The organism is Actinomadura verrucosospora (genome assembly GCF_039540335.1).
GTDB lineage: Bacteria > Actinomycetota > Actinomycetes > Streptosporangiales > Streptosporangiaceae > Spirillospora > Spirillospora verrucosospora.
The window spans coordinates 1-25,376 of the sequence record NZ_BAABEV010000050.1 but is presented as its reverse complement, the minus strand read 5'-3'; the positions used below and the strand labels follow the sequence as shown (position 1 = coordinate 25,376).

The 25,376-nt window shown below is 73.7% G+C and carries 24 protein-coding genes and 1 pseudogene; 17 read left to right on the top strand and 8 right to left on the bottom strand.

Annotation, left to right across the window (positions count from 1 at the left end; all coding sequences use genetic code 11):
• Positions 1-105: 105 nt before the first annotated feature.
• From ABD944_RS35830 to ABD944_RS35805, 6 genes are all read left to right on the top strand, one after another.
• On the top strand, positions 106-1,269 hold the full coding sequence (locus ABD944_RS35830; protein ID WP_345184607.1) for an LCP family protein: 1,164 nt from the start codon (positions 106-108) through the stop codon (positions 1,267-1,269).
• 67 nt (positions 1,270-1,336) lie between these two features.
• Positions 1,337-1,630 carry a hypothetical protein gene (locus ABD944_RS35825; protein ID WP_345184605.1) on the top strand — a complete coding sequence of 98 codons (294 nt, stop codon included), beginning with the start codon at positions 1,337-1,339 and terminating at the stop codon, positions 1,628-1,630.
• 85 nt (positions 1,631-1,715) lie between these two features.
• A complete protein-coding gene (locus tag ABD944_RS35820) occupies positions 1,716-1,874 on the top strand; it encodes a hypothetical protein (RefSeq protein ID WP_179278923.1) in 159 nt (52 codons plus the stop codon).
• 171 nt (positions 1,875-2,045) lie between these two features.
• Positions 2,046-2,201 (top strand): hypothetical protein, encoded by a 156-nt coding sequence (locus ABD944_RS35815; protein WP_185025660.1) that lies wholly within the window; start codon positions 2,046-2,048, stop codon positions 2,199-2,201.
• A 111-nt stretch (positions 2,202-2,312) separates the two neighbouring features.
• Positions 2,313-2,801, top strand: coding sequence for a glutathione peroxidase (locus tag ABD944_RS35810; RefSeq protein WP_345184601.1), 489 nt, complete (start codon positions 2,313-2,315; stop codon positions 2,799-2,801).
• Between the two features lie 131 nt (positions 2,802-2,932).
• On the top strand, positions 2,933-3,847 hold the full coding sequence (locus tag ABD944_RS35805) for an oxidoreductase (RefSeq protein WP_345184599.1): 915 nt from the start codon (positions 2,933-2,935) through the stop codon (positions 3,845-3,847).
• A 24-nt stretch (positions 3,848-3,871) separates the two neighbouring features.
• On the opposite strand, the gene ABD944_RS35800 is transcribed toward ABD944_RS35805, so the two are convergent.
• The 4 genes from ABD944_RS35800 to ABD944_RS35785 all read right to left on the bottom strand — a co-directional run bounded on the left by ABD944_RS35800 (position 3,872) and on the right by ABD944_RS35785 (position 9,789).
• A complete protein-coding gene (locus ABD944_RS35800; protein ID WP_345184596.1) occupies positions 3,872-4,414 on the bottom strand; it encodes a methylated-DNA--[protein]-cysteine S-methyltransferase in 543 nt (180 codons plus the stop codon).
• A 73-nt stretch (positions 4,415-4,487) separates the two neighbouring features.
• On the bottom strand, positions 4,488-7,133 hold the full coding sequence (locus ABD944_RS35795; protein ID WP_345184594.1) for a DUF7824 domain-containing protein: 2,646 nt from the start codon (positions 7,131-7,133) through the stop codon (positions 4,488-4,490).
• Entirely contained in the window at positions 7,130-8,503 is a 1,374-nt protein-coding gene (locus tag ABD944_RS35790; protein ID WP_345184592.1) for an SWIM zinc finger family protein, read from the bottom strand. The genes ABD944_RS35795 and ABD944_RS35790 overlap by 4 nt, the downstream gene beginning before the upstream one ends.
• Positions 8,504-8,550: 47 nt before the next feature.
• Positions 8,551-9,789, bottom strand: a complete 1,239-nt coding sequence (locus ABD944_RS35785) for a LeuA family protein (protein WP_345184590.1) — start codon at positions 9,787-9,789, stop codon at positions 8,551-8,553.
• Between the two features lie 66 nt (positions 9,790-9,855).
• On the opposite strand from ABD944_RS35785, the gene ABD944_RS35780 reads away from it, so the two are divergent.
• The 4 genes from ABD944_RS35780 (at position 9,856) to ABD944_RS35765 (ending at position 12,928) form a co-directional block, all read left to right on the top strand.
• Positions 9,856-11,115: a citrate/2-methylcitrate synthase gene (locus ABD944_RS35780; RefSeq protein WP_345184587.1), complete on the top strand. Its 1,260-nt coding sequence runs from the start codon at positions 9,856-9,858 to the stop codon at positions 11,113-11,115.
• Positions 11,116-11,179: 64 nt separating this feature from the next.
• Entirely contained in the window at positions 11,180-11,536 is a 357-nt protein-coding gene (locus ABD944_RS35775) for a hypothetical protein (protein ID WP_345184583.1), read from the top strand.
• Between the two features lie 73 nt (positions 11,537-11,609).
• Complete coding sequence (locus ABD944_RS35770) at positions 11,610-11,933, top strand: DUF3817 domain-containing protein (RefSeq protein ID WP_345184581.1); 324 nt, start codon at positions 11,610-11,612, stop codon at positions 11,931-11,933.
• A 71-nt stretch (positions 11,934-12,004) separates the two neighbouring features.
• Complete coding sequence (locus ABD944_RS35765; protein WP_345184579.1) at positions 12,005-12,928, top strand: bifunctional helix-turn-helix transcriptional regulator/GNAT family N-acetyltransferase; 924 nt, start codon at positions 12,005-12,007, stop codon at positions 12,926-12,928.
• 639 nt (positions 12,929-13,567) lie between these two features.
• Here ABD944_RS35765 and ABD944_RS35760 read toward each other — a convergent pair.
• The 3 genes from ABD944_RS35760 to ABD944_RS35750 form a co-directional block, all read right to left on the bottom strand.
• Positions 13,568-14,818, bottom strand: coding sequence for an MFS transporter (locus tag ABD944_RS35760; protein ID WP_345184574.1), 1,251 nt, complete (start codon positions 14,816-14,818; stop codon positions 13,568-13,570).
• Between the two features lie 254 nt (positions 14,819-15,072).
• Entirely contained in the window at positions 15,073-15,594 is a 522-nt protein-coding gene (locus ABD944_RS35755) for a hypothetical protein (RefSeq protein ID WP_345184572.1), read from the bottom strand.
• 251 nt (positions 15,595-15,845) lie between these two features.
• Positions 15,846-16,469, bottom strand: coding sequence for a hypothetical protein (locus ABD944_RS35750; RefSeq protein WP_345184570.1), 624 nt, complete (start codon positions 16,467-16,469; stop codon positions 15,846-15,848).
• Positions 16,470-16,805: 336 nt separating this feature from the next.
• On the opposite strand from ABD944_RS35750, the gene lon reads away from it, so the two are divergent.
• On the top strand, positions 16,806-19,202 hold the full coding sequence (gene lon, locus ABD944_RS35745) for an endopeptidase La (RefSeq protein ID WP_345184567.1): 2,397 nt from the start codon (positions 16,806-16,808) through the stop codon (positions 19,200-19,202).
• A gap of 126 nt (positions 19,203-19,328) precedes the next feature.
• Positions 19,329-19,814 carry a VanZ family protein gene (locus ABD944_RS35740; protein ID WP_345184565.1) on the top strand — a complete coding sequence of 162 codons (486 nt, stop codon included), beginning with the start codon at positions 19,329-19,331 and terminating at the stop codon, positions 19,812-19,814.
• On the opposite strand, the gene ABD944_RS35735 is transcribed toward ABD944_RS35740, so the two are convergent.
• Positions 19,811-21,322 carry a nitroreductase family deazaflavin-dependent oxidoreductase gene (locus tag ABD944_RS35735; RefSeq protein WP_345184563.1) on the bottom strand — a complete coding sequence of 504 codons (1,512 nt, stop codon included), beginning with the start codon at positions 21,320-21,322 and terminating at the stop codon, positions 19,811-19,813. The two genes, ABD944_RS35740 and ABD944_RS35735, sit on opposite strands and share 4 nt — an antisense overlap.
• Before the next feature lie 169 nt (positions 21,323-21,491).
• On the opposite strand from ABD944_RS35735, the gene ABD944_RS35730 reads away from it, so the two are divergent.
• From ABD944_RS35730 to ABD944_RS35710, 5 genes and pseudogenes are all read left to right on the top strand, one after another.
• A complete protein-coding gene (locus ABD944_RS35730) occupies positions 21,492-22,502 on the top strand; it encodes a Gfo/Idh/MocA family protein (RefSeq protein WP_345184561.1) in 1,011 nt (336 codons plus the stop codon).
• Complete coding sequence (locus ABD944_RS35725; protein WP_345184558.1) at positions 22,499-23,350, top strand: TIM barrel protein; 852 nt, start codon at positions 22,499-22,501, stop codon at positions 23,348-23,350. Before ABD944_RS35730 ends, ABD944_RS35725 begins: the two co-directional genes overlap by 4 nt.
• A complete protein-coding gene (gene iolC / locus ABD944_RS35720; protein ID WP_345184556.1) occupies positions 23,347-24,282 on the top strand; it encodes a 5-dehydro-2-deoxygluconokinase in 936 nt (311 codons plus the stop codon). Before ABD944_RS35725 ends, iolC begins: the two co-directional genes overlap by 4 nt.
• On the top strand, positions 24,279-25,136 hold the full coding sequence (gene iolB / locus ABD944_RS35715; RefSeq protein WP_345184554.1) for a 5-deoxy-glucuronate isomerase: 858 nt from the start codon (positions 24,279-24,281) through the stop codon (positions 25,134-25,136). The genes iolC and iolB overlap by 4 nt, the downstream gene beginning before the upstream one ends.
• Positions 25,133-25,376 (top strand): annotated as a pseudogene (locus ABD944_RS35710) (thiamine pyrophosphate-binding protein); the annotation flags it as partial. The gene iolB and the pseudogene ABD944_RS35710, both read left to right, overlap by 4 nt.

Sequence of the window (25,376 nt, the reverse complement as noted above, 5' to 3'; positions counted from 1 at the left end):
GGACGGTGTCCGGTTCTTTCCTCCCAGAGCGCGGTGATTTGTCGGTGTGGACAATCATGCGCCGGACGGACGCGCGGCACGCCCGGGTTGTCTAGGGTCTACGGCATGACCGACGGCTGGCCGCAGGGCCGGACACGCAAGGAGGGCGACCCCGTGGGGCGCAGCAGGGAGAACTCCGCACGCGCGGAGCACCACCACGCCGCCTACGGGCGGGACACCTACGGGGACCCCTACGACGACCCGTACGCCGGCGACCAGCTCGCCGGGGGACGGGCCGACCAGGGCGGCCCCCACGGCGGCGGGCCCTACCGGCGGCGGCGCCGGCGGCGCTGGCCGCGGGTGCTCGGCGGCCTCCTCGCCGTGCTCCTGGTGGTCGTCGTCGGCGGCTACTTCTACCTGGACTCCCGGCTGAAGCGCGAGTCCGTCCTCGTGGACTACGCGGGCCGGGTCGCCGACACCCCGGGGACGAACTGGCTGATCGTCGGCTCCGACAGCCGCGAGGGCCTGTCGAAGGACGACCAGAAGCGCCTCGCGACCGGGTTCGCCTCCGGGCGCCGCACCGACTCGATGATGCTGTTGCACTACGGCTCCGGGGGGACGTCCCTCATCAGCCTGCCGCGCGACTCCTACCTCCCGATCCCCGGGCACGGCTCGAACAAGCTGAACGCGGCGTTCGCCTTCGGCGGGCCCAAGCTGCTCGTGCAGACCGTGGAGAAGGCCACCGGGCTCCGCATCGACCACTACGCCGAGATCGGCTTCGGCGGCTTCGTGGGCGTCGTGGACGCCGTCGGCGGCGTCGACATCTGCGTCAAGGAGAACATCAAGGACCGCAAGGCGGGGCTGAACCTCAAGGCCGGATGCCAGACGCTGGACGGCGGCGAGGCGCTCGGCTACGTCCGGACCCGCGCCTTCGCCCGCGCCGACCTCGAACGCGTGGAGCACCAGCGGCAGTTCTTCGGCGCGCTGATGAAGAAGGCCACGAGTCCGGGCACGATGCTCAACCCGTTCCGCAGCGTCCCGCTGGCCATGAACGCCACCAGCAACTTCCTGGTGGACGACGGCGACCACCTGTACGACCTGGTCCGCATGATGTGGGCGATGAAGGGCGTCAGCGGCGGCGGCGGCGTCACGACGACCGTCCCGATCGGGGGCGCGGGGAGCTCGGCATCCGCCGGGTCCTACATCACCTGGGACAGGTCCAAGGCCTCCACGCTCTTCGGCGCGCTGAAGCAGGACCAGGAGATCCCGCCGAGCGTCATCACGAAGTGACGTCCCGGCCCGGAGCCTCGCCCCCCGGCGCGAGGTGACGGGCCGGACGCTCGAATAGAGTCGGATCATGTCCGAACAGACGCCGGACGGCGGGAATCTGGACGACCTGACGTCCAAGGAGCTGTACGAGCGAGCGGTGGGCGTCGCCAAGGAGCGGCGCGACGTCGGCTTCGTGTGGGACCTGCTGCGGGCCATCCCGGCCGCCGCGGCGGCCACGGGGGAGGTCGGCCGCGCCGAGTTCGACCTCCTCCACGGCCTGTCGCTCCTGGAGGAGTTCACGCACGCGGGGGAGGGCGAGATGGCCGACGCCCTGCGGCCCTTCTACATCGACTATCTCCACCGGCACGCCAAGGGGACCTGACCTGCTCTTTGTCCCCTCTTGATCTCTCTTAGGCCACCCTGGGGAATCACTGAGAGTAAGTGATCGACCGCAGAGGGTGGTTGAAGTGAACAAGAAGCACATGAAGATCGCCGCCATCGCCTTCACGGCGTGGTACGTCATCAGCAGGCCCGAGGGGGCGGCGCATCTCGTCAACGGCGCCCTGAGCGGGCTCGGCAACGCCGCCGAGTCGTTGTCGCAGTTCATGAGCGCCATCCCGAACTGAACGCCGGGTCCCGGGCCCCGTACCCCCGCCGGTGCGGGGCTTCTCTTCGCGACGCCACCATGAAGTTGCCCGTACGTCACAGTAAAATCGCGCTTTGCGGGCAGACGCGGCTGGGCACAATGGAGATCGGGTCGATTGTGTCGCGCGCTACGGACAGGGATGGCGTTACGGATGAAGAAGAACCTCCGCTATGTGGCGATCGCCTTCGTCATCTTCTACTTGCTGAGCTCACCGACGGATGCGGCAGGAGTGGTCAACAACGCCTTCAGTGAGTTGGGCAACGCGGGCAACCAGCTCGCCGCCTTCGTGAACGCCTTGGGCAACTGACCGGCGCCCCGAGGGCGTGAGGGCGGCCGGCGGCGGGAACCACCCGCCCGCCGGCGGCGTCAGCGGCGAGGACGCGGCCGATCCGCGGAGCGATCTCCTAGGATCGGCCCCATGTCTGTCTTCGACGTAGAGATCGAGGGCCTGCGCGGCGGGCCCGCGGACCTCGAGCAGTACCGGGGCAAGGCCGTCCTGGTCGTCAATGTCGCCTCCAAGTGCGGCCTCACCCCGCAGTACTCCGGCCTGGAGCGGCTGCAGGAGACGTACGCCGGACGGGGCTTCACCGTCCTCGGCGTCCCCTGCAACCAGTTCATGGGGCAGGAGCCCGGCAGCTCCGAGGAGATCGCCGAGTTCTGCTCGGCGACCTACGGGGTCACGTTCCCGATGACCGAGAAGGTCGAGGTCAACGGCGAGGGCCGGCACCCGCTGTACCGGGAGCTCGTCGGCGTCCCCGACGCCGAGGGCCACACCGGCGACATCCGGTGGAACTTCGAGAAGTTCCTGATCGCTCCGGACGGCGCCGTCGCGGCCCGCTTCGCGCCCCAGACCGAGCCGGAGTCCGCCGAGGTCGTCACCGCCATCGAGAGGGCCCTTCCGGCCTGACCGGGAACGCGCCCTCCGGCCGGGGGGCGCGTTCGCCGGGGGTGTGAATCGCGCCACACCGCGCGGGCGTTGCCTCGTATTCGATGGCCCGTCTAACTTGTGGATTCGCGACAGGACGTGGAGGTGCCCCCATGGGCGGATGGACGGCCGGAGACATCCCCGATCTGCGCGGGCGGCGGGCGATCGTCACCGGGGCCAACAGCGGCATCGGCTACCACACCGCGCTCCAGTTCGCCCGGCACGGCGCGTCCGTCGTGCTGGCCTGCCGCAGCGCCGAGCGCGGCCGGGCCGCCCTGGAGCGGATGAAGGCCGCCGCGCCGCAGGGCGACCTCGTCCTGGGCTCCCTCGACCTCGCCGACCTGGCGTCCGTGCGGGAGTTCGCGGCCCGGCACGGCGAGGCGCCGCTCGACATCCTGGTCAACAACGCCGGGGTGATGGCGATCCCGCGCCGCTCCACCGCCGACGGCTTCGAGATGCAGTTCGGCACGAACCACCTCGGCCACTTCGCGCTCACCGGCCTCCTGCTGACCGCGCTGCGCGCCGCCCCGTCCGCCCGCGTCGTCACCGTCACCTCGGGCTTCGCCTGGACGGGCCGTATCGACTTCGACGACCTGCAGGGCGAGCGCCGGTACCGCAAGTGGACCGCCTACGGCCAGGCCAAGCTCGCCAACCTGGTCTTCGCCAAGGAGCTCGACCGGCGCGTCCCGGAGGTGACCAGCGTCGCCGCCCACCCCGGTTACGCCGCGACGAACCTGCAGCAGGCGGGGCCGCGCATGCAGGGCAACACGCTCATGGAGAAGGCCACCGGGCTGGGCAACGCGGTGATGGCGCAGTCGGCCGCCGCGGGCGCGCTCCCGTCCCTCTACGCCGCGACGGCGCCGGACGTGCGCGGCGGGGCCTGCTACGGCCCCCGCCTGTTCCAGTACCGGGGCGCTCCGGCCAAGGTCGTCACGCCCCGGCAGGCGGACCGTCCCGGCCTGGGCGAGCGCCTCTGGGACGTGTCCGAGAACCTCACGGGCGTCACCTACGCCCAGGCGAAGGCCTAGCGCCGCCCGCCGCGGCCCGGGAGGTCACGGCCCCCGGTCGATGTCCCAGTCGAGGGTGGCGGGGACGGAGCCTTCGAGGGTGAGGAGCCAGCGCTTGACCTCGACGCCGGAGCCCCCGCTGTAGCCGCCGAGCCCGTTCGAGGCGACGACGCGGTGGCAGGGGACGATCAGAGGGATCGGGTTGGAGCCCATGACCTGGCCGATGACCTGGGCGTGGACGCCGGTGCCGCTGCGCTCTCCCAGGTCGCCGTAGGTGAGGACCTGCCCGTAGGGGACGGTCTCGTACAGCGTGGAGAGCACCTGCCGCTGGACGTCGGACGTCAGTCGCCAGTCGATGGGCAGCTCGAAGTGCTTCAGGTCGCCGGTGAAGTAGTCCCGCAGGGCCGCCAGGGCCGGGGCGAGGCGGGCGGGGGCGTCCACGACGGGCAGCGCGGTCGCCTTGGCGGTGCGGGCGCGCGCGGCCGGGGTGTCGCGGAAGTGCAGCGAGACGACCCCCGTCTCGGTCTCGCCGACGAGCAGGCGGCCGAGCACGGTGTCGACCGTTCCGAACGCCAGGGTCTCGGTCATCGTTCAGCGCTCCTTCCGCCGGGCTCAGCGTCCCACACCGGACCGGCTCCTCTTCCAACACCGGCCTGGCCCATCACGTTGCGAGCGTGCGGTGCAGGCGGGCGGACTCCTTCACCAGGCGGCTGGAACCGCCGCGGGCGGCCACGTCCTCAAGGCCCGGGACGGCGTCCCGGGCGCCGGTCGTCTCCGCCAGGCGGGTCGCCAGGGCGATGAGGTCGGGGACCCCGGTCACGGCGCGCTCGCCGGGGGCGGGGAGCGCGTGCGGGAGGGCCGCGGCGAGGATCGCCCAGACTCCGGCGTGCCCGCCGCCGTCGGCGGCCGCCGTGAGGGCCTTCACCGCGCGGGGGAGGGTGAGGCGCTTCAGGGCGGCGAGCCGTCCGAGCGCCGTGCCCGTCTCGGCCGCCGGCAGGTCGCCCCGGGCGCTGAGGACGAGCAGCGCCTCGACGGCGTCCGCGCGCTCGTTCTGGCTCCGGTGGGCGAGCGCGCAGGCGAGCAGCGTCCCGGTGGCGGAGCCGGTGGGCCCGTCGGCCCCGGCCAGGTCGAGCATGACGGCGCCCTGGCCCAGCTCCTCCTCGCTCGCGCCCGCCAGGTCGGGGGCGAGATGCGCGGCGGTCACCTCGCGGTGGGACGGCAGGACCGACGGCCAGAACCCCTGGGCCGCGTGGATCCCCGCCGTTCCGAAGTCCGTCCAGCCGTCCTCGGGGAAGCCGCACAGGTGGGCGATGTCGGAGTCGCCGGGAACGTCCACCGTGGACAGGATCCGGGTCGGCAGGCGCAGCGTGCGGCCGCGGACGCTCGCGAGGGGCTTGTCGAGGACCGTGCACTCGACTGCGGGATCGGCGAGCCCGCCGTCCGCCAGCCAGGCCGCGAGGGACCGGCCCGCCTTGGACTCCAGCCGCCGCGCGCGTCCCACCGCGGCCGGGTCGATCTCGCGCGGCACGCGCAGCATCGCCTGGGTGAGGTCGGCCCGCCCCGGTTCCGCGCCCGCCGCCTCGATCCGTTCGAGCCGCGCGACCAGCACGTCCGGGTCGACGTGGCCGCTGCCCTCGGTCGGGGTCGCGAGGAGGACGGGCACCTTCCCGACCACGGACGCGATCTCGTGCCTGCGCAGGGTGAGGAAGCGCTCCATCTGCGGGCTGAACACCGTCCCGGCCGCGCGGGACCGCCCCTTCAGGAGGGAGGCGAGCGCATCCCTGAGGCCGTGCGATTTCGGCGGGTGCAGGAGGCTCCGCACCGGCAGCGCGATCCAGCTCGCCTTCACGTAGGCGCGCCAGTACCCGTGGCGGTCGGAGTCGGTGAGCCAGGGGGCGACGTCGCCGGCTGGTTTCCGGAGTGCCGCGCGCGTCGCCTCCGGGTCGCGGTAGGCGAACTCGACGAGCGCGGCCAGGAAGCGTTCGGACGTGCGCCACTCCTCGTCGGCGCGCAACAGGACCGCGAACTCCTCGGCCAGCTCGTCGAGGGAGCCGATCGGGGCGGGCGCCTCGCGCGGGGTGAAGGGCGGCGGTCCCGGGGACCGCTCGGAGTCGTCGGTCGCCTCGACCGCGCCGAACGCCGCGGCGACGGGCTCGCGCAGGACGGCGGGCAGGTCGCGGGCGGCGGCACGGACCTCCTCGTGGACGGCCCCGCTCGCGTGGGCGGCGTGCTTGGCGGTGATCGCGACGGCGCGTTCGCGCAGGTCGAGCGCGTCGGAGTGGAAGACGGCCGTGACGGCGCGCAGCGTGGCGTCGACCCGGTCGCGTTTGCGGGCCGTGCGGTCGAGCCAGATCAGCGCGGCCTGGACGAGCTTCTTCTCGGGACGGAACAGCAGCGCGTCCGCGGCCTCGTCGAACAGCGCGGCGTCGAGCCCGTCCTGGTCGTCGACGCGGCGGACCTGGCGCAGGGCGAGTCCCGCGACGGTCGAGGGCGCGGCCGGGAGCAGGCGGACGTAGTCGCGCACGCGGGCGGCCGTCTCGTCGTCGTCGGGCTCCAGCGTGTCGTGCAGCGCGATGAACCAGCGGAGGTCGCGGGCGGTGCCGCCGCGCAGGAAGCGGCGGACGCAGCCGTCGAGCAGGACCGCGCGGTCGAGCCGCCCGGTCGCGGCCAGGCCGGCGAGGGCGCCTGCCCAGCCGCCTATGCGGGGACGGTTCCACTGGGGCCTCGCCCCGTCGTCGGCGAGGGCGCCTCCCACGGCCTCCACGTCGAACAGCCTCGGGACGAGCGCGTCCAGGAACGGGTCGCCGGCGTCGGGGAGGTCGCGCTCGGTCACCCAGCCGACCACGAAACCGTCCGACTCGGGGACCGTCCCGGCCGACTCGGCCAGCACCGCCGCCATGTGCCACAGCAGCGACTCGCCGCCGGAGACGCGGAACCGGTCGGCGACGCGCCGGGCGACCTCGGCGCGCCACTCGTCCGGGCGCGTGGACGTGACCGCGCGCAGCGCCTCGCAGGTCCGGGCGGGGCCGTCCTGGGTCCACCACACGCGCAGGTCGCGGCGGCACAGCCACGCGGCCGCGGCCGCCGGCCCGCCGAGCGTGCCGGCGCCGGCGACCAGCAGCGGCTCCAGCGTCATGTGGGGCAGCTCGCCGTGGCGCGTCGCGGCGCGCATCGCCTTCAGGCGGTCGGGCAGGTCCTTGGCGACGGCGCGGCGGGCGTCGTCGTCGAGCTCGGCGACCAGGCGCGCCGTCAGCTCCACGTCGCCGGCGTGGAGCGCCTTCTGGAGGTCGTCCTCGCGGGCGCTCATCGGGCCGCCTCCGCGCTCGCCTCGCGGCGGACGATCCGGGCGGCGAGGACGTGCTTGCACGGGCCGCGCCCGCCCCGGTGGTCGTACCACCACGGGCAGGTGCAGGTGGCGCGGTCGCCGTCGAAGCGGACCTGGCGCTCGCCGCCGTTGCCGGAGACGACCGCCGCGTCCTCGGCGGTGAACCGCACGGCGCCCTCCTCGACCAGCGCGCGCGCCGAACGCAGCCGCGGGTTGAGGTCGGCCACCCGCGCCGGGTCGTAGGGCAGTTCGCGGTGGAAGTACGCGGCCTCGGCGGTGTCGAAGCCGACGCGGCCGGACGTCCCGAGCTGGACCAGCGCCGCCTTCGTCCGCGCGAGCGGGAGCCCCGACCGCTCGGCCAGGAGGCCCGGCTCCACGCGCGGCTCGAAGGACAGCAGGGCGCCGAGCAGGTCGGCGTCCCCCGCCGCCTCGTCGGTCGAGACGGCGTCCAGCACGGCGCCCTCCCCGGAGAAGCCGCGCGAGTGCTGCGGCGACAGGGTCAGGACGTACCGCATGCCGGGCAGCTCCAGCTCCCAGACGCTCGACACCGGCCCGCTCCCGCCGGCGACGGGCGGCCCGTAGACGCGGAGCGCCTTCGCGAAGCGGAGCAGCGGCAGCAGCGTCCGCAGCCGGTCGGGCCCCGCCAGGCAGACCGCCCCGGGAGACGGGCGCGCCGCGACCCGCAGCGTCCGGCCCGCGGGGACGACCCACAGCGGCCCGCGCCCCCCGCGGGGCAGGGACCGCAGGAACCGCACCGCGTCGGGCCCGGCCAGCTCCCCGCGCGGGTCGAACCCGGCCGTGATGACCTGGACCTCGGCGAAGCCGCGCAGCCAGCGGTCGGGGAGCGGGACCTTCTTCTCCACCACGGCCCCGTCCATCGTGGTGACGGCCATCTCCCCGGCGCCGACCGCCAGGTGCAGCGGGTCGGACCCGCCCACGCGGGCGAGCGCCTCGCGCAGCGGCCCGTTCACGTCCACGTTCGTCGTGCCGCGCTCGTGGACCTCGCCGTCCAGCGCCGGCTCCAGCACGTCCAGCCGGGCGTACACGCCGCCGCAGGCGGAGAAGGACTCCATCCGGATCCGGTCGCCGTTGCACGTGACGACCGGATCCCGGAACGAGGTGGGACGCGGCTGGTAGTACCGGGTCTGCGCGACGTCGGCCAGGGCGAGCAGTCCGGCCGCCGCGGCCCCCGGCTGCGTGAGCACGCCGCTGAAGAAGTGCGGGTGCGCCTGCGGCCCGCTGCTGGTCGTCCCGCCGGACGTGGAGAGCCCCAGGAGCCCTTCGTCCAGCCCGGACGGGCTCGTGTACCGGTACGACTGCGCGGCCCCTGCCGCCATCGTGCTGCTCGCCATGCCGGAAACGTAGGGCCTCAGACTGACAAATCAGGCCGAATTCGCGATCAGGAGATCTGGTCGGGGAAGAGCAGCGCCAGTTCGCGCGGGTGGGCGGCGATGAGGCGCAGCTCGTCGTCGGTCAGCGGGCGGCCCGTCTGGGCGTTGCAGAGCTGGACGAGCCGGAAGGCCAGGTCCTCGTCGGCGGGCTCGGCGCCGAGGCCGTCCATCACGTGCCGGAAGCCCGCCTTGCCGCCGTACTCGCCGGTCAGCACGACGCGGCCGGGACGGGCGTGCCAGTCGTCGGGGAAGGGGCCGAGCGTCGCCTCGTCGTACAGCTCGTAGTTGCCGTGGTCCTTCAGCGCGCCGTCCGCGTGGATGCCGGACTCGTGCGCGAACGCGTTCCGTCCCACGCCGACCTGGTTGGCGGGCAGCGGCTGGCCGAACGCGTAGCTCGCCCACAGCGCGAAGCGGCGCGCCCACGCGAGGTCGATCGGATCGCCGATCTCGGCGCGCCCCTCAAGGCCGAAGCCGTGGCGGAACGCCAGGATCGTCGACAGCAGGTCGGCGTTGCCCGAGCGCTCGCCGATGCCGTTCACGCACGTGTTGATCCAGGTGTCCTGGCCGGCCTCCAGGGCGCCGAGCGCGCCGCTCACGGAGTTGGCGACGGCCATGCCGAGGTCGTTGTGGCAGTGGGTCTCGACCGGCATCGCGACGGCGGAGGCGAGCACTGCGAAGCGCTCCCTGATGCGCTCCGGCGTGTCGCCGCCGATCGTGTCGCAGTACCGGACGCGGTCGGCGCCGGCCTCCTTCGCGGCGAGCGCGAACTCGGTGAGGAAGCCCTCGTCGGTGCGCGAGCCGTCCTCGGCGTTGACCCCGACCGTCCGCGCGCCGCCCGCCTTGGCCGCGCGGACCGCCGCGACGGTCTCCCGGATGATCGCGTCGCGGTCGAGGCGGCCCCGGAACTTGTTGGCGATCATGTAGTCGGACGTCGAGATGGACAGGTTGTAGTGCGCGAGCCCGGTCCCTCCGGCCCGCACCCGGGCGGCCTTCTCCACGTCCGCCGCGACGCCCCGGCACCACCCCGAAAGGCGCAGGTCCCCGAACGCGCCCGCCTCCGCCAGCGCGATCTGCGCCCGGACGTAGGGGACCTCGTGGAACAGGAACGGGAAGCCGATCTCCGACTGCGCCACGCCCAGCCGCCCCAGGTAGAAGTTGACCATCGTCTTGCCGAACTTGGACAGGCCCGTCCGGGCCGTCTGGACGCCGTCGCGGTTGGTGACGTCCAGGAAGTGAATCTGTGGCATGGCCCCAGATTGACACCGGCAATCCTGTGTATCAATATTGACGAAAATCAATGTACGGAGATGAGGATGGTGGACGAAGAGCAGCTCGGCGGGTGGATCGACGCCAAGGCCGCGGCCGAGCGGCTCGGTGTGAAGCCCGCCACGCTCTACGCGTACGTGAGCCGGGGCGTGCTGCGGCGCCGGCAGGCGCCGGACGGCCGCCGCAGCCTGTTCGAGGCCGCACAGGTGGAGGAGCTGGCCCGGCGCGGCAGGCCCCGCCGCCCGCCGGGGCCGGGCGAGCTGGCGATCGAGTCGGCGATCACCGCGCTCGGCGCCGACCGCCACTACTACCGGGGCCGCGACGCCCTGGAGATGGCCGGGAGCCGGACGTTCGAGGAGGTCGCCGCCTGGCTGTGGCAGGGGCGCGACGAGCCCGGGGAGCCCGAGGAAGGCGCCGAGCCCTGGCGGGCCAGGGCGGACGGCGTCGCCGCGGCCGTCGCGGCCCAGTCCGGCCTGCCGCCGGGGCTCCTCCCGCTCGACCGCCTCCACCTGATCGCGGCCGCGCTCGCCGCGACCGACCCGCTGCGCCACCACCTCGATCCCGAGGGCGTCGTCGCGACCGGGCGGGCGCTGATCGCCGGGCTCGTCGAGGCCCTGCCCGCCGCGAACCGGGCCCCCGGCGGCGGACGGGGCGGCGAGGGGAGCGGCGGACGTATCGCCGAGCGGCTCTGGAACCGGCTGTGCCCGCACCCGCCCGGGGACGCGGGGCTGCTGCGCGCGTTCGAGGCCGCCATGATCCTGCTGGCCGACCACGAGCTCGCCGCCTCCACCGTCGCGGCGCGGGTCGCCGCGTCCGTGCGCGCCGACCCCTACGCGGTCGTCGCGTCCGGGCTCGGAGTGCTGAGCGGCCCGCTGCACGGCGGCGCGTCCTACGGCGCGGAACGCCTGATCGCGGAAGTCGCCGACCCGGAGGCGGCGTCCCGCGTGGTCGGGGAGCGGCTGCGCGGCGGCGAGCCCGTGCCGGGGTTCGGGCACGCGGTCTACAAGTCCGGCGACGGGCGCGCCGCGCTGCTGATGGACCTCGTCCGGGCCGCGGCGCCCGGCCACGACCGGCTCGCCGCCGCGGAGGCCGTGCTCGCCGAGGCCGCCCGGCGCCGCCTGCCCGAGCCCAACGTCGACTTCTCCCTGGCGGCGCTCGGCGCCGTCGCCGGGCTCGTCCCGGGGGCCGGCGAGGCCGTCTTCGCCGTCGCCCGCACCGCCGGGTGGCTCGCGCACGCGCTGGAGGAGTACGGGCGGCGCGGCCCGCTGCGCCCCCGCGCCGTCTACGTGGGCCCGGAGCCCTCCTGACGGCCCGGCGCGCCGGGCCGGGGTCGCGGTCGGGGGCCGCCGGACCGGGGGTAGGCTCGGTGACGTGCGACGGTTCCTCACCCCCGGCTGGCTCGGGCTTCACGCGCTCGCCATCGTGCTGTGCGGCGCGTTCCTCGGCTTCGGCTGGTGGCAGTTCGACCGGGCCCAGGGCGGCAACGACCGCAGCTGGGCCTACACGTTCGAGTGGCCGATCTTCGCGATCTTCGTGATCGTGATGTGGGTCAAGATGATCCGGGACGAGCGGGCCGGGGTGCGGCCCGCGCCGAGGACCATCGAGGAGCCCGCCGAGGCCGAGGTCAAGCGGGAGATCATCCGGCAGCAGGAGGAAGAGGACCCCGCGCTCGCGGCGTACAACCGCTACCTCGCGCGGCTCAACTCCGAGAGCCGCGGGCGCGGCTGACCCGCGTCCCGCACACCCCGCCCATGGGGGTCCGCCCCGCCCGAGGGGCCGCCGAACGAAAGGTGCGTTTGCTGTGGAAGGCGCGGTGGCCAGGTACCGGATCCTGGCGCTGGTGGTCGGCACGCTGCTGGTGCTGCTGGTCATCGGCATGATCCTCAAGTACGGCCCCACCGACATGCCGGCGCTCGCGGGCATCGTGGCGCCCGTCCACGGCTTCCTCTACATGGTCTACCTGGCGGTCGCCTACGACCTGTGGCGGCGCACCGGCTGGCCGCTGGGCCGGATGGTGATGATCGTGCTCGGCGGCGTCGTGCCGCTGATGACCTTCTTCGTCGAGCGCAGGGTGGTCCGCGACGCGCGGGAACTGCGGCCCGCGAAGGCCGAGGCGAACGTCTGACGACCCCTGGGGGTGGCGCGCGGCGCCCGTCTCGCCTAATGTTTGACTGAGTCAAACGTTAGGAGGCGGGCATGGAGGCGACCCGGGAGGACGTCGGCACGATCCGCGCGTTCAACCGCTTCTACACCGGCGTGATCGGGGTGCTCGGCGAGGGGGTCGTCCGGTCGCCGTACTCGCTGACCGAGGCCAGGGTGATCTTCGAGCTGGCGCAGCGCGAGGACAGCGAGGTGCTGGCCCTGCGCCGCGCCCTCGATCTCGACGCGGGCTATCTCAGCCGGATGCTGGCCCGGTTCGAGACCGACGGCCTCGTCGCGCGGGAACGCGCGCCGGGGGACGCCCGGCGCCAGATCGTCCGGCTCACCCCGCGCGGCCGCGAGGTGTTCGCCCTGCTGGACGAGCGGTCCGTCGCCGAGATCCGCGAGCTGCTGGACGGCCTGGACCCGGTCGACCGCCGCCGCCTGCTCGCGGCGATGCGCACCGTCCAGGACGTCCTCGGGGAGCGCCCCCGCGGAGCCGAGTTCGTTCTGCGCCCGCTGCGCCCCGGCGACCTCGGCTGGGTGGTGGAGCGCAACGGCGCCCTCTACGACGCGGAGTGCGGCTGGGACCGCACCTACGAGGCCCTGGTCGCCTCCGTCGTCGCCGACTACGTGCGCGGGCACGACCCGGAGCGGGAGAACGCCTGGATCGCCGAGTCGGACGGGGAGCGGCTGGGCGCCGTGTTCTGCGTCCGGCGGGAGGACGACGTCGCGCAGCTCCGGCTGCTGCACGTCGAGCCGCGGGCCCGCGGGACGGGCGTCGGGGCGGCGCTGGTCGGCGCCTGCGTGGACTTCGCCGCCGAGGCGGGCTACTCCGAGATCATGCTGTGGACGACGGCGCTGCAGCGTCCCGCGCACCGCCTCTACGAGCGGGCCGGGTTCGTCCTGGAGGAGCAGGAGGACCCGGTGGAGCGCTTCGGGGACGTCGTGCACGGGCAGGTCTGGCGTAGGAAGCTGTGAACAGGGCCCGTGGAGGGTGTCGCTCCTCCACGGGCCCTGCTCCGCAGCGATCCCTGACTGCGTCGGCGGCCGGGACGGGGGTCGGACGGAGTACCGGCCGCCTGAACTCACCGGCTGCGCGCCGGTTCGAATCGGGTCTCGGGCCCACCTCCTTCCCGTGCCGCGCCGGGCGCGGGCGCTCGCCCGGCGGTCGGGAGAGGGCGCCTGCGCGGCGCCCGGATGCCTGCGGCCGGACCGGCGGCGCGGCTGCGCGCCGCGGCCGGTCCGGCCAGTGGGGGCGCCGGTGCCGCGGGGGCGAGCGGCACGGGGCCCGGGGGAGGGAGGCGGCGCGGGGACGGTCCGGTACGGCCGAGGACCCGAGGTGTGTCGCCGTGCCCGCCCTCCGCGGCACCCGCCGGGGGGCGGGGGCGGCCGCGGCGCGGTACGTCGCGAACGTTCTCGGCCGTACGGACCGGGCCGCGCGGGGAACGGGACGCGGAGGCGGCCCGGTTCGCGTGTTCGCCACGGTTCATCTGCCGCCTCCTGACGTTCTACCTGGGGCTTTGCCGCCCGAGTACCTGCCGTTCACCCTGCGTCACGATCTCGTTGCGTTAGGTACCCTCGCGTCATGCGCACGTAAACCGGCCCCCAGGCAAAGAATCAAGATCGCGAAGGGGCCTTTGCCTCCGCGTTGCCCCGCCGGCCCGCGGGTGCGGGGCGGCCGGGACGGCGCAGCAGGTGCCGGGCGAGCGCGACGCCGGCCAGCAGGGCGACGAGCGCGCACACGGCCGTCCAGCCGAACCGCGTGCAGGCGGCCGCTCCGAGCCACGATCCGGTGCTGCCGCCGAGGAACGCGCACGTCATGTAGGCGGTGTTGACGCGGCTGCGGGCGTCCGGGCGCAGCGCGAAGATCCGCGCCTGGTTCGCGATCATGCCGGACTGCAGCGCGACGTCCAGCAGCAGCGTCCCGGCGCCGAGCGCCGCGAGCCCCGGCGCCCCGCCGAGGGCGCCCAGCGCCAGCACCCCGGCCGCCGCGAGCGTCCCGGTGATCGCGACGAGGCTGACCGGGTCCGGGCCCCGCCGGTCCACCCGGCGTCCCGCGGCGGGCATCGCGGCCATGGTGCCGGCGCTGACCAGCGCGAGGACGCCGACCGCCTGCGCCCCGAGCCCGTACCCGGGGCCCGTGAGATACAGCGCGAGGCCCGTCCAGACGGCCTGGAACCCGCCGAAGAGCGTCGCCTGGTAGAGGCACGACCGCCGCAGCTCCGGTTCCTCGCGCAGCAGCCGCAGCGGCGCGGCCAGCAGCGCCGGGTAGGACTGCCGCGACGGCGGGACGGTCGCCGGCAGCGTGAACGCCAGCGCCGCCGCGATCGCCAGGGTGGCGACGGCGGCGATCAGGTACGGGGCCCGCCAGCCGAGCCACTCGCCGGCGAACCCGCCGAACGTGCGGGCCAGCAGGATGCCGCCGATCGAGCCGGCCAGCAGCGTCCCCATGACCGCGCCGCGCCGCTCGGCGCCCACCAGGCCGGCCGCCATCGGCGCGATGACCTGCGCGACGACGGTCGTGACCCCGGTCACGGCGCTCGCGCAGATCAGCGCCGCCAGCCCGGGCGCGGCCGCCGCGCCGAGCATCGCCGCGCCGGTGACGGCGAGCATCGCCACGATCAGCGGACGGTGCGGGAACCGGTCGCCGAGCGGCACCAGCAGGAAGTTTCCGGCTCCGTACCCGAACTGCGCCGCGGTCACCACCAGCGCCGCCGAGTCCGGCGCCACGTGCAGCCCGGACGCGATGAGCGGGCTCACCGCCTGCGGGAAGTAGATGTTCCCCACGGCGACGCCGCAGGTCAGAGAGAGAAGGAAGAGCGTGCGGCGGTCGATCGAGGCGTCCGCCGCGGGCAGGGGAGAAGACAAGGATGCTCCACGTCGAGTCGACACCGGCGCGGAATCCGCGCAGGCCGGGAGAGCGGGGGATCGACCCCCCGCCGGAATCGCCTCGGCGTCGTGGAGCGGTGCCGGCCTAAGCCGCCGCGCGCCTCGTCGCCGAGACGCCGGTAGTGGCCTTGCCGGAAGCGGTGTACACGCGCGACCTCCCGTAGCGCATCCAAGATCTTCGCGCCGACCCTGGCATGCGCCCGACCCCGCCCGCAACGGGTTTTCCGTGAGCCTCAGCGCGCGTGGGGCTCGTCCATGTTCCAGGCGGCGGGCAGGTCGCCCCCGCATACGGCGCAGACGTAGTGGTCGTCCTTCACGATGTTGCGCTGGCGGCACCGCCGGCACCGTCGGAACACGATCGGGTGGGTGAACTCGGGGGGACGTTCGAGGCCGGCCCGGTCGAGGGCCGCCGCGACGGCCGTCCAGGAGGACGGGTCGGGGCAGTAGCCGGTCGACTGGTTGCTGATCTCGCTGACCGTCCAGGCGCCCCCGCTCGCGGCGAACGTGATCTCACCCGCGCCCAGCACGGGTTCGCGGCCCGCGCAGGCGACGTGTTCGCTGCGCTGCGGGGCCAGGCGCAGCGTCCCGCCCAGGTCGACCACGTAGGTGAACGGTTCCCCCGCGTCCTGCGCGGTCTGCCCCGCCAGCCAGACGGCGAGGTCGCCCGGCGACCCGATCGCCTGGCCGCGCCGCCCGGGCCGTGCCTGCTCGAGGATGTCGGCAGGGCCGACATAACGGTATTCGCGCACCCTCACCGGGCCCAGGGCAGCGCCGAAGGCGGACACGGCCGGCGCGACCGTGCGCCATGCGCATCGGCGCGGGCTGGTGAAGGGGTCACCGGCAACCACACGGCGGCCGGCGGCAGCCCGCGGACCCGCCTTCGCCATCCGCCGCGCTCAGCGCCCGCAGTTCGCTCCATGCGCCGAGCCTGCCACGTCCGGGCACGGTCGCGTCAGACCGCCCCGGTCCAGAACGGACGGCCGTCCCGGACCGGGGCGACGAGGGGTCAGGACCACTGCAGGGACGAGGACCGGTCGTTCATCAGATCGCCGATGTAGGACCGGGTCGGCTCGAACACGGTGCGGATGCCGCCGAAGTCCGGGTTCTCGAAGTGGGACACGAAGCAGTTGCCGAAGGTCATGAACGACGAGATCGTGTCGTCGAAGCCGACCGCCGCCAGGTTCGAGTAGACGAAGTCCACGTCACCAGTGGTGGCCGTGCACGGGTGGGTTCCCGTGAACACCCTGCTGGAGCCGCCGAAGTCGGCGTGTTGGTACTCGATGGAGACCACGATGGCGTCCTGGACGGCGACCCGCGCGTGCTTCTTGCCGTCGGCCGTCGAGTCGAGGTGGTGGTTGAACGTCTGGTCGGACACCGCGGCGGCCGGGTCGAGGGGAGCGTCGGCGACCCGGCCGCCGGTGGCGTCCGCGATGGCCTGGCGGAAGGTGCGGTGGCAGCTCGTCCGCCCCCGCTCGCCCAGGTGGACCACGCAGTGCCGTCCGGGCGCCTGAGCCCGCGCGCCGGTCGCCGCCGCGGCCGCCGGCCGCGCTCCGAGGGCTAACGCCGCACTGGAGTGGGCGCCGAGCACCAGCCCGGCTGCCGCCGCGATCGCGGTGATTCTGGTCGTCATGTTCATCGGATGTTCCCGCCGTTCCGCCGTTCTGGCCCTCGGGGGACGCGACCCGCGGCCGGGAGACCGTCGGTCGCTGTCTGTTGCTCGAACTTTACTGAGAGTGTTCGCGCGATGGCCTGTGGCTGGAAGGTGCCGCTTCCGTATCGCGTGATGGCGTCGGTGCTGCCGCTGCGGCTTCTCGCACCCCAGAGGCGCCGGCCGAGTCCCAGGGCGGCGGCTCGGGATGTGATCGCTGAGAGCGAACGTTGCTGCGGAAACAAAATGCTGCTCCGTTTTCTTGAGTGTGAGTGACTCAATCTTGCGGTTGGGTGTCCTACTGAGTTGGAGCTGAGCATGAGCGAGACCCTGACGCTGCCGGTGCTGCCCCTGGAGGACGGGGTCGTTCTGCCCGGCATGGTGGTGCCCCTGGACCTGTCGGAGAGCGGCGAGGTCCGGGCCGCCGTCGAGGCCGCGCGGGCGGTGGCGCAGACCAAGGGGCCGGGCATCCGGTCGGCGGCCAAGCCGCGCGTGCTGCTGGTGCCCCGGCTGAACGGGCAGTACGCCGGCATCGGCACGCTCGGCGTGATCGAGCAGGAGGGGCGGCTGCCCGGCGGTGAGCCGGGCGCGGTCGTCCGCGGCGTGCAGCGGGTGCGGATCGGCACCGGGACGACCGGGCCGGGCGCGGCGCTGTGGGTCGAGGGGACGGCGGTGGAGGCGCCGCCGGCGACCGGGCGGGCGCAGGAGCTGGCGAAGGAGTACAAGGGGCTGGTCAGCGCGATCCTGCAGAAGCGGGGCGCCTGGCAGGTCGTGGACGTCGTGCAGCAGATCGACGACCCCTCCACGCTGGCCGACAACGCCGGGTACGCGCCGTACCTCACCGACGAGCAGAAGATCGAGGTCCTGGAGACCGTCGACCTCGTGGAGCGGCTCACCCTGGTGATCGGGTGGGCGCGCGACCACCTCGCCGAGCTGGACGTGGCGGAGACCATCCGCAAGGACGTCCAGGAGGGCATGGAGAAGACGCAGCGGGAGTTCCTGCTGCGCCAGCAGCAGGAGGCCATCCGCAAGGAGCTGGCCGAGCTGAACGGCGACCCGGCCGACGAGGAGGACGACTACCGGGCCCGGATCGAGGCCGCGAACCTTCCCGAGAAGGTGCGCGAGGCGGCGCTGAAGGAGGTCGACAAGCTGGAGCGGTCGTCCGACGCCTCGCCCGAGGGCGGCTGGATCCGCACCTGGCTGGACACCGTCCTCGACATCCCGTGGAACGAGCGGACCGAGGACGCCTACGACATCGCGGGCGCCCGGGAGATCCTGGACGCCGACCACGCCGGTCTCGACGACGTCAAGGAGCGCATCGTCGAGTACCTGGCCGTGCGCAAGCGGCGCGAGGAGCGCGGCCTGGGCGTCGTGGGCGGACGCAGGAGCGGCGCGGTGCTGGCGCTGACCGGCCCTCCCGGAGTCGGCAAGACGTCGCTGGGCGAGTCGGTCGCGCGGGCCATGGGACGCGAGTTCGTCCGGGTCGCCCTGGGCGGCGTCCGGGACGAGGCCGAGATCCGGGGGCACCGCCGCACGTACGTGGGCGCCCTTCCGGGGCGCATCGTCCGGGCCATCCGCGAGGCGGGGACGATGAACCCCGTCGTCCTGCTGGACGAGGTCGACAAGGTCGGCGCCGACTACCGGGGCGACCCGACCGCGGCGCTGCTGGAGGTCCTCGACCCCGAGCAGAACCACACCTTCCGGGACCACTACCTGGAGGTGGAGCTCGACCTGAGCGACGTGCTGTTCCTCGCCACCGCGAACGTGGTGGAGGCGATCCCCGGGCCGCTGCTCGACCGGATGGAGCTGGTGCAGCTGGACGGCTACACCGAGCACGAGAAGGTCACCATCGCCCGCGACCACCTGCTGCCGCGCCAGCTCGACAAGGCGGGGCTGGAGGCGTCCGAGGTGGCCTTCGGCGACGACGCGCTGCGGCTCCTGGCGGCCGAGTACACCCGGGAGGCCGGCGTCCGGTCCCTGGACCGCTCGATCGCGCGGGTGCTGCGCAAGGTCGCGGCCAACGTCGCGCTCGGGAAGGCGGCGCTGCCCGTCCGGATCGGCGCGGACGACCTGAAGGACTACCTCGGCCGGCCGCGGTTCACCCCGGAGGTCGAGCTGAGCAGGAACGAGCGCCGCACCGGCGTGCCGGGCGTGGCCACGGGCCTCGCGGTCACCGGCGCGGGCGGCGACGTGCTCTACATCGAGGCGTCGCTGGCCGACCGGGAGACCGGCGACACCGGCGTGACGCTCACCGGCCAGCTCGGCGACGTCATGAAGGAGTCGGCGCGCATCGCGCTCAGCTACCTGCGCTCGCGCGGCGCGGAGCTGGAGCTGCCGGTCGGCGACCTGAAGGACCGCGGCGTGCACGTCCACGTGCCCGCCGGGGCGATCCCGAAGGACGGCCCGAGCGCGGGCATCACGATGACGACGGCGCTGGCGTCGCTGCTGTCGGGACGCCCGGTGCGCTCGGACGTGGCGATGACCGGTGAGGTGTCGCTGACCGGGCGGGTGCTGCCGATCGGCGGGCTGAAGCAGAAGCTGCTGGCCGCGTCGAGGCTCGGCATCACCACCGCGATCGTGCCGAAGCGCAACGAGCCGGACCTGGAGGACGTCCCGGCCGAGGTGCTCGACACGATGACGGTGTTCGCCGTCAGCGACGTCCGCGAGGTGCTGGACCTGGCCCTGGAGCCCGCCACCACCCCGGTCGCCGTCTGATCGCGGCGCACGGAACGCCCGTGCCGGGTTCGTCCCGGCACGGGCGTTCTGACTTCAATGGACTATCTGGTCGCCCGAAACCCGGGACCGTGCATGGACCGCGGCGGACGGGGCAGACCGCGCCGCGTGTTGGTCGAGATGTGGCAGCCCGCAGCAGCGGGCGAGAGGGTCCCTTGGTACGTCGTCGCCCTGCGCGCGTTGGTCGTCATCATCGCGTTGGGCTTTCTTGGCGTCTTCTTCTATTTCGCGTTCAGGCTCACGCTGACGCCCGTCCATGACAACGGGCAGGCGGGCGGGAACACCGATCCCGGCAGGTCGCTCCGGTTCTATATGGACCGCCCGACGAAGGAGGCCCTCCTCCAGATCGGCGGCAACGTGATACTCCTGGCGCCGCTGGGAGTGCTCCTGCCCCTGGTCTGGACGACCCTCCGCGGCCCCTTGCGGCTGGCGCTGGTGAGCGGCATGCTCTCGCTGGCCATCGAGACGGTCCAGGGGACGTTCGTGATGGGACGGGCCTTCGACGTGGACGACGTCATCCTGAACGTCATCGGTGTCGTGCTCGCCTACCTGCTCCTGGGCCGGCGGCTCTCCAGGACCCTCCGCGGCCGTTAGCAGGGGGTCAGGCGGAAGACCCTGAGCTGCCGCTCGGTGCGTTCCACGTAGCGGTCGTAGACGGGCCAGACGGCGGTGAGGCGAGGCCAGATCTCCTTGCGCTCGACGTCGTCCAGGAGGCGGGCGGTGACCGGGACGATGCGGCCCTGGAAGCTGACCTGCGCGCCGGGGTTCTTCAGGAGGTTGCCCGTCCAGGCGGGGTGCTTCTCCCGGCCGAAGTTGGATCCGACGACGTACCAGCCGCCCTCCCGGTCGGGCAGGCACGCGAGCGGCGTCTGCCGTTGGAGGCCGCTGACGGCGCCGGTCGTCGTCAGCACGAGGCTCGGCACGAGGAGCTGGCCGAGCATGAGCCGTCCGCCGGTGAGCCGGTGCAGCGTCCGGTCGACGGGCGGGACGATCTTGGGCCCCACCCGGGAGAACCATTCGGCGCCCGAGACCCGGTGGAAGACCGGGCCGAAGGTGCGCTGGACGAGGGTCGGCATCGGGGCCTCCTTGGCGGCGAGCCGTCCGGCCCGGCGCGGATTCAGATGGCCGCTCTCGGCCAGCCAGCGCAGGCCGTCGGCGACGGTCTCCTCGACGGGGCGCAGCGTGAGCCCGAGGGCGTCCAGGACGGGGCGGTCGTCGGTCGGCACCAGCGTGACCATGAACTCGGCGGCGTCGCGGGTGAGCGGGTAGTCGAAGCGGCGGACGCGCTTGGCCGCGTCGAGGACGGAGCCCAGCGCGAGCATGACGCGGCTGGGCACGCGGACGCGGCGGCACCGGACGCCGGTGAGGCGGTCGCACAGGTCGGCGTACTGCGGCCAGGTCAGGTAGTGGCCGCCGAGCACCCAGCGGCTGGGGCCCTGCCGCGCCTCGACGGAACGTGCCAACGCCTCGCCGAGGTCGCGGACGTCGACGACCGAGACGCCGCCGCCCGGAAGCGGCCACACCTTGCCGAGCGCGGCGGCGAGGCCCTCCATCAGCGCGTCCAGCGTCGGCTGGTTCGGGCCGCACACGCCGCCGGGGTAGACGATGGTGACCGGCGCGCCGTCCTCCTGGAGGCCGCGCACGTAGTGCTCGGCCGCAAGCTTGGACCGGCCGTAGTCGGTCCGGGGGCTCGCCAGGGCGCCGTCCGCGGTGATGACGGGGCCGGACGGCGGGACGAACACCGCGATCGTCGACACGTGGACCACCGGCGCCAGGCCCTGCGCGACGGCGCCGCCGACCACGTTGCGGGTGCCCCGGACGTTCACCTCCACCAGGTCGCCGCCGCCTCCGGTCACCCCGATGGCCGCGGCGGTGTGGATCGCGGCGTCGCAGCCGCGGAGCGCCTCGGCGACCGCGTCCTCGTCCAGCATGTCGCCGGGGACGAGTTCGACGTCCCCGGGGTCGACGCCGACCGCGCGCAGGACCTGCGCCGCTCTGGCAGGGTCGCGGACCAGCGCGCGGGGCCGGTGCCCGGCGGCGAGCAGGGCGCGGACGGCGTGGGACCCGACGAACCCGGAGGCGCCGGTGACGAAGATCCGCATAGGGCAAAACTAGCGCTTGGTATGCCTCCGGCGACAGCCGAGCCCCCGAGTAAGGGCCGGGATTTCGGACACCTCCATTACCGGAGAGGCGGACGGTCGGGGCGTTGACGCTTCTGGAACGCTCCATCAGACTCGTGTCTCCATCTGACCGCCCACCGGGAGGGGATCGATGAGGATCGGACTGGCCGGCGCGGGGCGCATCGGTGCGCGCCACGCCGCCGCGTTGCGAGAGTTGCCCGAGGTCGAGGCGGTGGTCGTCGCGGACGCCGCACCGGGGCGCGCCCTGGATCTGGCCGCGCGCCTGGGCGGGGGACCGTCCGAGGTCACCGCGCTGGAGACCGTCGAGGGGCTTTTCTCCGCCGGACTGGACGGCCTGGTCGTCGCGGCGGCCACGGACGCGCACGCGGCCCTGGTGGAGCGCGCCGTGGCGGCGCGAACCCCCGTCTTCTGCGAGAAGCCGCTCGCGTCCGATATTGATGGAACGTTCCAAATCGTCCGGGCGGCGGCCGGCGGCGGCGTTCCGGTGCAGGTCGGGTTCCAGCGCCGGTTCGACGCCGGGAACGCGGCGGCGCGCGAGGCCCTCGCGTCCGGGAGGCTCGGCTGGCTGCACACCGTCCGCTCGTGCAGCTTCGACCCGGCGCCGCCGCCGGCCGAGTACGTCCCCACCTCCGGCGGGCTGTTCCGCGACTGCCTCATCCACGACCTGGACCTCATCCGGTTCGTCACGGGCCGCGAGGTCGTCCGCGTGATGGCGGTGGGCGCCAACCGGGGTGACGACTTCTTCCGCGAGGCCGGGGACGTCGACACGGGTTCGGCGATGCTCGTCCTGGACGACGGGGCGCTCGGCCAGGTCTCGGCCACCCGCTACAACGCCGCCGGGTACGACGCGCGCCTGGAACTGTTCGGGTCCAAGGACAGCGTCATCGCCGGCCTGGACGACCGGACGCCCGCGACCGCGCTCCCGGACGGGGACCAGCCCAGGGCGCCCTACGGCGGTTTCATGGAGCGCTTCACCGACGCCTACGACGCCGAACTGCGGGCCTTCGCGGACGTCGTGGCGGGCCGCCGCGCCAATCCGTGCCCGCCGGAAGAGGCGCTGGAGGCGTTCTACCTCGCCGAGGCGTGCGAGCTGTCCATGCGGCAAGGGCGGATGGTGGCCGTCGAGGAGGTGCGGCGGTGAGGATCGCCGGCGCGCCGATCTCGTGGGGCGTGTGCGAGGTGCCCGGCTGGGGCCACCAGATGGAACCGGACCGGGTGCTCGCCGAGATGCGCGACCTCGGCCTCGCCGCCACGGAACTGGGGCCGGACGGCTTCCTCCCCAGGGCCGCGCAGGAGCGGGACGAACTGCTGACCTCGTTCGGCCTGGGTCTCGTAGGGGCGTTCGTGCCCGTCGTTCTGCACGACCCCGCGTTCGACCCGCTGCCCGTGGTCGAGCAGGCGCTGGACGACATCGACGGTGTCCTCGTCCTGGCCGCCGCGACCGGACTCGACGGATACGACGAGCGCCCCGTCCTCGACACCAAGGCGTGGGCGGCGCTGCTCGCGAACCTCGACGCGATCGCCGCGCGCGCCGCCGAGCGCGGCAGGCTCGCCACTCTGCATCCTCACGTCGGGACGGTCGTGGAGCGGCGCGCCGAGGTCGAACGCGTGCTGGGCGGATGCAGCATCCCGCTCTGCCTCGACACAGGGCACCTCTTGGTCGGCGGGACCGATCCGGTGTGGCTGGCGCGTTTCGCGGCGCCGCGCATAGCGCATGTCCATCTGAAGGACGTGGACGTGGGCCTTGCCCAACAGGTACTCAAGGGAGACATCACGTACACGAGCGCGGTGCGGGACGGTCTGTACAGGCCGCTCGGGGACGGCGACATCGACATCCCCGACATCATCCGGACCTTGGAGGTCTCCGGTTACGAAGGCTGGTGGGTGATGGAGCAGGACACCGTCCTCACCGGCGAACCCGCGCGGGACGCCGGACCGTGCGGCGACGTCCGCAGGAGCCTCGACTACCTCGCCGGGGTGGCCCGATGACGTTCGACCTCATCACGATGGGGCGGGTCAGCGTCGACGTCTATCCGAACCAGGTGGGCACGCCGCTGGAGGACGTCGAGTCGTTCGGCAAGTACCTCGGCGGCAGCCCGACCAACGTCGCCGTGGCGGCGGCCAGGTACGGCCGCAGGACCGCCGTCGTCACGCGGACGGGGGAGGACCCCTTCGGCCGGTTCGTCCACAAGGCCCTTCGGGGCTACGGCGTGGACGACCGGTTCGTCACCGCCGTCCCCGGCCTGCCGACCCCGCTGGCCTTCTGCGAGATCTTCCCGCCCGACGACTTCCCGCTGTACTTCTACCGATACCCCAAGGCTCCCGACCTGGAGATCCGTCCGGACGAGCTCGACCTCGACGCGATCCGCTCGGCGCGCATCGTCTGGGCCACGGTCACGGGCCTCTCCCAGGAGCCCAGCAGGGAGGCGACCCTGACCGCGCTGGGGGAGCACCCCGGGCAGACCGTCATCGACCTCGACTACCGGCCGATGCTGTGGGACGACCCGTCGGAGGCCCCGCACTGGGCGGGCCTCGCCTTGGAACGGGCGAAGGTCGCGGTCGGAAACCTGGAGGAGTGCGAGGTCGCCGTGGGGGAGCGGGAGCCGCGCGCCGCCGCCCGCGCGATCCTGGCCCGCGGCCCGGAGCTCGCCATCGTGAAGATGGGCCCGGAAGGCGTCCTCGCGGCGACGGCCGACGAGGTCGTGGAGGTGCCCCCCGTCAAGGTGGACGTCGTCAACGGACTCGGCGCCGGAGACGCGTTCGGCGGCGCCGTCTGCCACGGCCTCCTCGCCGGATGGGACCTGCGGCGGCTCGTCGGGTTCGCGGGCGCCGCGGGGGCGATCGTCGCGTCCCGTATCGCCTGCTCCGACGCGATGCCCACGCAAGACGAGGTCGACGAACTCCTCAAGGAGCCACGATGAAGTACCACCTCCCCGCCGGAACCGCCGCGGAAGCCCCGTACGGGCTCGTCGTGACCCCCGAGTCGGCCGGCTGGGCCTATTCGGGGCTGCGGGTTCTGGAGCTGCCGGAAGGCGGCTCCCACACGTTCGACACCGGTGAGTTCGAGACGATCGTGCTGCCGCTGGCGGGGTCGTGCGCCGTGGAGTGCGACGGCGAGCGGTTCGAGCTGGAGGGCCGCGAGGACGTCTTCGCCCGGGTCAGCGACTTCGCCTACGTGCCGCGCGACGCCCGGGTGACCGTCCGCGGCGGCGGGCGGTTCGCGCTGGCGGGCGCCCGGTGCGAGCGGCGGCTCGCACCGCGCTACGGACCGGCGGAGAAGGTCCCGGTGGAGTTGCGGGGCGCGGGGTCGGCGAGCCGGCAGGTCAACAACTTCGGGACGCCGGAGGGGTTCCCGTTCGCCGAGAAGCTGATCGCGTGCGAGGTGCTGACGCCGGCCGGGTGCTGGTCGTCGTTCCCGCCGCACAAGCATGACGAGCAGAGGCCCGGCGAGTCGGTCCTGGAGGAGATCTACTACTTCGAGGTCGCCCGGGACGGCATGGCCTACCAGCGCGTCTACGGCTCGCCGGGACGTCCGATCGACGTGCTGGCGGAGGTCCGCAGCGGCGACGCCGTGCTGATCCCGCACGGCTGGCACGGTCCGTCGATGGCGCCGCCGGGGCACGACCTGTACTACCTGAACGTGATGGCCGGGCCGTCGCCGGAGCGCGCGTGGCGCATCTGCGACGACCCGGCGCACGCCTGGATCCGCGACACCTGGGAAGGGCAGCCGGTGGACCCCCGGCTGCCCCTGACCTCGCCGGAGGGACACTCGTGAGACTCACCGTGGCGCAGGCGCTGGTGCGTTTCCTGTCGGTGCAGTTCAGCGAGCGGGATGGTGTGGAGCGGCGGTTCTTCGCGGGGTGTTTCGGGATTTTCGGGCATGGCAATGTGGCCGGGATGGGGCAGGCGCTGCTGGAGTCCGGTGGTGGGCTGCCGTATTTCATGGCGCGTAACGAGCAGGCGATGGTGCATGCGGCGGCGGGGTTCGCGCGGATGAGTGATCGGCTTTCGACGT